This window comes from Inquilinus limosus MP06, from assembly GCF_000767795.1.
Lineage (GTDB): Bacteria > Pseudomonadota > Alphaproteobacteria > DSM-16000 > Inquilinaceae > Inquilinus > Inquilinus limosus_E.
In genome coordinates this window covers 1-6,256 of record NZ_JANX01000375.1, presented here as the reverse complement: position 1 = coordinate 6,256, position 6,256 = coordinate 1, and the positions used below count along the sequence as shown (strand labels likewise).

Annotated in this window: 6 protein-coding genes and 1 tRNA gene; 1 reads left to right on the top strand and 6 read right to left on the bottom strand. The window is 71.0% G+C overall.

Going from position 1 to position 6,256, the window contains the following annotated elements; all coding sequences use genetic code 11:
• A partial coding sequence (locus P409_RS23360; RefSeq protein ID WP_034844355.1) for a phosphotransferase occupies positions 1-361 on the top strand: 361 nt, incomplete at its 5' end.
• 36 nt (positions 362-397) lie between these two features.
• Here the strand turns inward: P409_RS23360 and glmS are convergent.
• From glmS to dusA, 6 genes are all read right to left on the bottom strand, one after another.
• Entirely contained in the window at positions 398-2,221 is a 1,824-nt protein-coding gene (gene glmS, locus P409_RS23355; RefSeq protein ID WP_034844353.1) for a glutamine--fructose-6-phosphate transaminase (isomerizing), read from the bottom strand.
• Positions 2,222-3,580, bottom strand: a complete 1,359-nt coding sequence (gene glmU, locus P409_RS23350; protein ID WP_034844351.1) for a bifunctional UDP-N-acetylglucosamine diphosphorylase/glucosamine-1-phosphate N-acetyltransferase GlmU — start codon at positions 3,578-3,580, stop codon at positions 2,222-2,224.
• 108 nt (positions 3,581-3,688) lie between these two features.
• Positions 3,689-4,519, bottom strand: coding sequence for a DUF3108 domain-containing protein (locus P409_RS23345; RefSeq protein ID WP_034844349.1), 831 nt, complete (start codon positions 4,517-4,519; stop codon positions 3,689-3,691).
• A 100-nt stretch (positions 4,520-4,619) separates the two neighbouring features.
• The gene (locus P409_RS23340; RefSeq protein WP_034844347.1) at positions 4,620-4,934 is read right to left on the bottom strand and encodes a BA14K family protein; all 315 of its coding nucleotides are present in this window, start codon (positions 4,932-4,934) and stop codon (positions 4,620-4,622) included.
• Between the two features lie 71 nt (positions 4,935-5,005).
• Positions 5,006-5,080 (bottom strand) — tRNA-Val (locus P409_RS23335).
• Between the two features lie 80 nt (positions 5,081-5,160).
• The gene (dusA, locus tag P409_RS23330) at positions 5,161-6,162 is read right to left on the bottom strand and encodes a tRNA dihydrouridine(20/20a) synthase DusA (protein ID WP_034844345.1); all 1,002 of its coding nucleotides are present in this window, start codon (positions 6,160-6,162) and stop codon (positions 5,161-5,163) included.
• Positions 6,163-6,256: the final 94 nt, after the last annotated feature.

Genomic DNA, 6,256 nt, shown 5'->3' with positions numbered 1-6,256 from the left:
GTCGACCGACCTGCTGCACGCCGAGACCGGGACGAGGATCGACCTGACCGCCATGCCGCCCGAGGCCGTTGCCCGGTGCCGGGCCGCATGGACGCGGCTCGCCGGCCGCCCGACCTGCGTCGTCCACGGCGATCCCAATCCGCGCAACATCCGCATGGCCGCCGACCGGGTCGCGCTGATCGACTGGGACGAGTCGCATGTCGACGTCCCCGACCTCGACCTGGCGCTGCCCCACAACGCCGCCGGCCTCGACGGCGCCGCGCATGACGTCGCCGCCCAGGCGTCGGCCGCCTGGGAAGCCGCCATCTGCTGGAAGGATGAGCACGCGGTCAGGCGGCTCGCCGAGGTCCGGGCGGTCTGAGCCGCGCCAAGGGACCGGCGGGAGCCGGCCTCCGCCCTACTCCACCGTCACGCTCTTGGCCAGGTTGCGGGGCTGGTCGACATCGGTGCCCTTGGCCACGGCGGTGTGATAGGCCAGCAGCTGCACCGGCACGGCGTAGAGGATCGGCGCGACGAAGGGGTCGATGCCCGGCAGGTCGATCGCCGCCGCCGGGCCCGGCCCTAGCCTCTCGATGCCGTCGCGGTCGGAGAAGAAGAGCACCTTGCCGCCGCGGGCCATCACCTCCTGCACGTTCGACACGGTCTTGTCGAACACCGCGTCGCGCGGCGCCAGCACGATCACCGGCACCTTGTCGTCGATCAGCGCGATCGGCCCGTGCTTCATCTCGCCGGCGGCGTAACCTTCCGCGTGGATGTAGCTGATCTCCTTCAGCTTCAGGGCGCCTTCCAGCGCCAGCGGATAGGACAGGCCACGGCCGAGATACAGAACATCCCGGGCCAGCGCCACCTGGTGGGCGAGGTCGCGGATCGTGGCGTCGTGGTTCAGCACGTCGGCCAGCCGGCCAGGCACCTCGGTCAGCGCGGTGGACAGCGCCGCCTCCCGCGCCGCGTCGATGGCGCCGCGCGCCCGTGCCGCCGCCACCGCCAGGCAGGCCAGCACGGTCAGCTGGGTGGTGAAGGCCTTGGTCGAGGCGACGCCGATCTCCGGTCCCGCCAGAGTCTGGATCACCGCGTCGCTCTCGCGCGCGATCGAGCTGTCGGGGACATTGACGATCGACAGGATGCGCTGGCCCTGCGACCGGGCATAGCGCAGCGCCGCCAGCGTGTCCGCCGTCTCGCCCGACTGCGACACGAAGATCGCCAGCCCGCCCTCGGGCAGCGGCGCCTCGCGGTAGCGGAACTCCGAGGCGATGTCGATCTCGACGGGCAGCCGGGCCACGGTCTCGAACCAGTATTTCGCCACCATGCCGGAATAGAAGGCGGTGCCGCAGGCGACGATGGTGGCGCGCGGCACCCCGGCGAGGTCGAAGGGCAGCGGCGGCGGCACGATCGCGCGCGTCGCCGGGTCCAGCATGGTGCGCAGCGTGTCGCCCACCACCGCCGGCTGCTCGTAGATCTCCTTCAGCATGTAGTGGCGGAAATCGCCCTTGCCGATCAGCGCCCCGGTCTGGGCGATCGGCTTCACCGGCCGCTCCACCGACCGGTCCTCGGCGTCGTAGATCTCGACGCCGGAGCGGGCGATCACCGCCCGGTCGCCCTCGTCGAGATAGCAGATCCGGTCGGTCCACGCGCCGATCGCCAGCGCGTCGGAGCCGACATACATCTCGCCGTCGCCGAAGCCGATGGCCAGCGGCGAGCCCCGGCGGGCGACGACCAGCAGGTCCTCCTCGCCGGTGAACAGGAAGGCCAGGGCGAAGGCGCCCTCCAGCCGCTTCAGCGCCGCGGCGCTGGCCTCGCGCGGCGGCAGCTGCTGGTCGAGATAGTGGCTGACCAGATGGGCGACGATCTCGGAATCGGTCTCGGTGGCGAAGACGTGGCCGAGCCCCTCGAGCTCGCGGCGCAGCTCGCGGAAGTTCTCGATGATGCCGTTGTGGACGATGGCGACCCGGTCGGTCGCGTGCGGGTGGGCGTTGGTCTCGCTCGGCCGGCCATGCGTCGCCCAGCGGGTATGGCCGATGCCGATGGTGCCGTCGACCGGGTCGTCGCCCAGGCGCCGCTCCAGATTGGCCAGCTTGCCCTCGGCCCGGCGCCGCTCGATCCGGCCGCCGACCAGGGTGGCGATGCCGGCCGAGTCATAGCCGCGATACTCCAGGCGCTTCAGCGCCTCGACCAGGCGGGACGCGACCGGCCGGGTCCCGACGATGCCGACGATGCCGCACATTCAGCTCTTCTCCTGCGCCCGCTTGGCCTTCTCGGCCTTCTTCTTCTCGCGATAGGCGGGCGCCCAGCCGGGCTTGTCCTCCTGCCGGGCACGGCCGATCGCCAGCGCGTCCGGGGCCACGTCGCGGGTGATGACGCTGCCGGCGGCGATGTTGGAGCGGTCGCCGACCGTCACCGGCGCCACCAGAACGGTGTCGGAGCCGACGAAGACCTCGGCGCCGATGCTGGTGCGGAACTTGTTGTAGCCGTCGTAGTTCGAGACGATGGTGCCGGCGCCGATATTGGTCCTCTCGCCGACCGAGACGTCGCCGAGATAGGTCAGGTGGTTGGCCTTGGCGCCGGCGGCGAGGTCCGCCGCCTTCAGCTCGACGAAGTTGCCGATATGCGCCCCCTCGCCCACCACCGTGACCGGACGCAGCCGGGCGAAGGGCCCGATGCGGGCGCCGCTGCGGATCGTCGCCCCCTCGATATGGCTGAAGCCCAGGATCTCGACCCCGTCCTCGACCGTGACGCCGGGGCCGAAGAAGGTCGACGGGCCGATCACGACGTCGCGGCCGAGCCTGGTGTCGGCCGACAGCCAGACAGTCTTCGGGTCGATCAGCGTGGCGCCGCCCAGCATGGCCTGGCGGCGCAGCCGGTCCTGCAGGATCGTCTCGGCATCGGCCAGCTCGACCCGCGAATTGATGCCCAGCACCTCGTCCGGGTCGCCCTCGACCACGCTGCAGGCCCAGCCGCGGGCGCGGGCAGCCTCGACCGTGTCGGTCAGGAAGAACTCGCCCTTGGCGTTGTTGGCCTTGAGCGCCGCGATCAGCTCCGGCAGGCGGCGGCCGTCGAAGGTCATGATGCCGGCGTTGCACAGGCCGATCTGACGCTCGAAATCGCTGGCCTCGGAGAACTCGACGATGCGGTCGAGGCCGCCATCGCCGGTCAGCACCAGCCGGCCGTATTGCAAGGGGTCATCCGGGCGCATGCCCAGCACCACCACCGCCGGATTCTCCGGGGCGCGGCGGGCCGCCACCAGCCGCTCCAGCGTCGCGGCGGTCAGCAGCGGCGTGTCGCCGAACAGCACGATGACGTCGCCGTCAAAGCCCGCGATCGCCGGCAGCGCGGCGCGCACGGCGTCGCCGGTGCCCTTCTGGTCGGGCTGGACCACGGTCGGGACCGGGGCGACGCTCTTCGCCACCGCCTCCATCCCCGGGCCCACCACCACGGCGATCCGCTCGGGCGCCAGGGCCCGGGCGGCGGCGACCACATGGCCGAGCATCGACCGGCCGGCGAGCTCGTGCATCACCTTGGGACGGTCGGATTTCATCCGCGTGCCCTTGCCGGCGGCGAGGATGAGGCAGGCGACAGCGCTCACGGGGCGAAGGCTCCACAATCACGGAACAACGTTCCGCGTGGTCTGCCACGGCGGAGCCGAAAGGCAAATTCAATTATTGTTTCGACGGGTTACGCGGCTCGGCTGAGATCAGGAGGCACCGGCCTGCGCCGCCCGCAGATGCACCACCACGAGCCCCCAGGGCGATTCGCTCTGAATCCGCACCGGCACCGCCGGCAATCCGCCGCCGGGCGAGGCCAGCCAGGTCTCGATCACCCGCTCGTCCGAGACGCGGGAGCTGCGCTGGAAATACTCGGTCGGCTTGGTGGTCCGCCGCTCGTCGCCGAAGTTGAAGTCGCCCACCATCGGCGTCAGCGTCAGGGTGCAGCGCTGGGTCTCGCCGCCATACATCCCCTGATCGGCCTTCTGCAGCATCACCGTGCCGCCATCGGCCAGGTCGGCGCGATACAGGCGGCGCCCGTCGAACACCGGCACCTGGCCCTTGCAGGCCGCGGCGCCGACATGCAGGGCCTGCAGGATCGAGACCACGCCGCTCAGCGGGTCAACGGCATGCACCAGCTGTTCCGGCGGGATGGTCTGCGCCCGCTTCGGCTTCTTGCTCGGCACGATCTCGACATCCATACGGCCGCCGCCGAGGAAGGTGATGGTGGTGGTCCGGGCGTCGTCGCCGTTGATCCGCTCGACCACGTTGCGGGCCGGGCGCACCTGCGGGCCCTGCAGGGCGCCGCTCGACTGCACGTTCGAGCGCCAGTCGCTGAAGGTGGCGGCGATGCCGACGACATGGGCCGACAGGTCGACGGCGTAGCGGTCGCTGCCCAGCGACACGCCCGACGTCACCTCCAGCATGCGCAGGCCGCCGACATAGACGTCATAGGTCATGCGGGCGCTGGCATCGGCGGCCATGGCGGGGCCGGCGGCCAGGGCAATGACGGAGGTGGCGATCGGGATGAGGCGGTGCATGCGCGTCAGGAACCTCGCGGCGACGGGGGGCGGCAGACTGCGAAGAAACTGGGGCGCGATTGCGGCGATATCCAGGGGCACGCAGCCGCCCGATCCCGTCTCAGAGACGGCAGCGTGCCGTCACACCGGGACGCACGACATAGAGATCGGTCCGCGGATCATAGCTGCGGTATCGCTGAGAGCAGGCGCGCTGGTGCTGCGACAAGGACGCCGGACTCTCCGGCCGGGCGCGGCGCTGCTGCTGGATCCGCTGCTGGTGGCGCCGGAGATTGTCGTATCTCTGCGCGTCCAGATAAGGGCTCAGGAAGTCCTGGGCAGGGGATGGCGCCGGGATGGCGAGCACGGCCGCTGCCGCCAGCAGCGCCAGGACCGAGCGCAGCCCCGGGATGGTTTCGTCGCATGCCTTCCAGGCCATGGATCCTCCGTTCGACGGACCGATCAGCATCGGCCTCGCTACCGGAAGACTATGTCGACAATGGGGAAGGATGGTGGGCGCGACAGGGATTGAACCTGTGACCCCTCCCGTGTGAAGGGAGTGCTCTCCCGCTGAGCTACGCGCCCCCGCGTCGTCGGGGCCGCTTAAGTACGAGGCGGCACCCCGGCTGTCAAGGCCGCAATGCGGCGGCCCGAAGGTCTTTTCGTCAGGCCGCCCGGCGCTGCCCGATCGCGGCCTCGACCAGGTCGACGGCGGCGCGCAGCACCTCCGGCCCCGCCCCCGGGCGATGGGCGTTCTCGGCGAGGTGGCGACGGAAGGCGCGGGCGCCCGGCACGGCCTGGTAGAGGCCGAGGATATGACGGGTCATGGCGCCCAGCGGCACGCCCCTGGAGCGGTTCGCCTCGACATAGGGCAGGAAGCCGTCGATCGCGTCGCGGCGGCTGCGGGCGGGCCTGTCCTCGCCGAAGATGCTGCGGTCGGCCTCCGCCAGGATCCAGGGGTTCTGATAGGCCTCGCGGCCGATCATCACGCCGTCGAGATGGGCGAGCTGCGCCTCGGCGGCGTCGAGCGAGGTGATGCCGCCATTGAGGACGATGGTGAGGTGCGGGAAGTCCCGCTTCAGCCGGTGCACCACCTCGTAGCGCAGCGGCGGGATCTCGCGGTTCTCCTTCGGGCTCAGCCCGCTCAGCCACGCCTTGCGGGCATGGACGATGAAGGTGTCGCAGCCGGCCTCGGCGATGGTGCCGATGAAGTCGACCAGCTCCTCATAGCTGTCCCGGTCGTCGATGCCGATGCGCGACTTGACCGTGACCGGCACGTCGCAGGCGGCGCGCATCGCGGCGACGCAGGCGGCGACGGTCTTCGGCTCAGCCATCAGGCAGGCGCCGAAGCGGCCGGACTGCACCCGGTCGCTGGGGCAGCCGACATTCATGTTGATCTCGGCATAGCCCCAATCGGCGCCGATGGCGGCGGACCTGGCCATCGCGTCGGGGTCGCTGCCGCCGAGCTGCAGCGCCACCGGCTGCTCCGCCTCGGAGAATCCCAGGATGCGCTCGCGGTCGCCATGCAGCACCGCCCCGGTGGTCACCATCTCGGTGTACAGCCGGACATGACGCGAGATCTGGCGCAGGAAGAACCGGCAGTGCCGGTCCGTCCAGTCCATCATCGGCGCCACGGAGAGGCGATGCGTGTCGGCAGTCGTCGTCATGGCCGCAGTCTATCCAGAAGGACGCCGGGACCGAAGCCCCGACGCATTCACTCAGCGGCCGACCGGGCGGCGGCGCATCGGCGCCGAGCCCCCG

Excerpts from the sequence above, each read along its gene's own strand:
- glmS (WP_034844353.1), bottom strand. The coding sequence starts at position 2,221 with ATGTGCGGCATCGTCGGCATCGTCGGGACCCGGCCGGTCGCGTCCCGC.
- dusA (WP_034844345.1), bottom strand. The coding sequence starts at position 6,162 with ATGACGACGACTGCCGACACGCATCGCCTCTCCGTGGCGCCGATGATG.
- P409_RS23345 (WP_034844349.1), bottom strand. The coding sequence starts at position 4,519 with ATGCACCGCCTCATCCCGATCGCCACCTCCGTCATTGCCCTGGCCGCC.
- P409_RS23340 (WP_034844347.1), bottom strand. The coding sequence starts at position 4,934 with ATGGCCTGGAAGGCATGCGACGAAACCATCCCGGGGCTGCGCTCGGTC.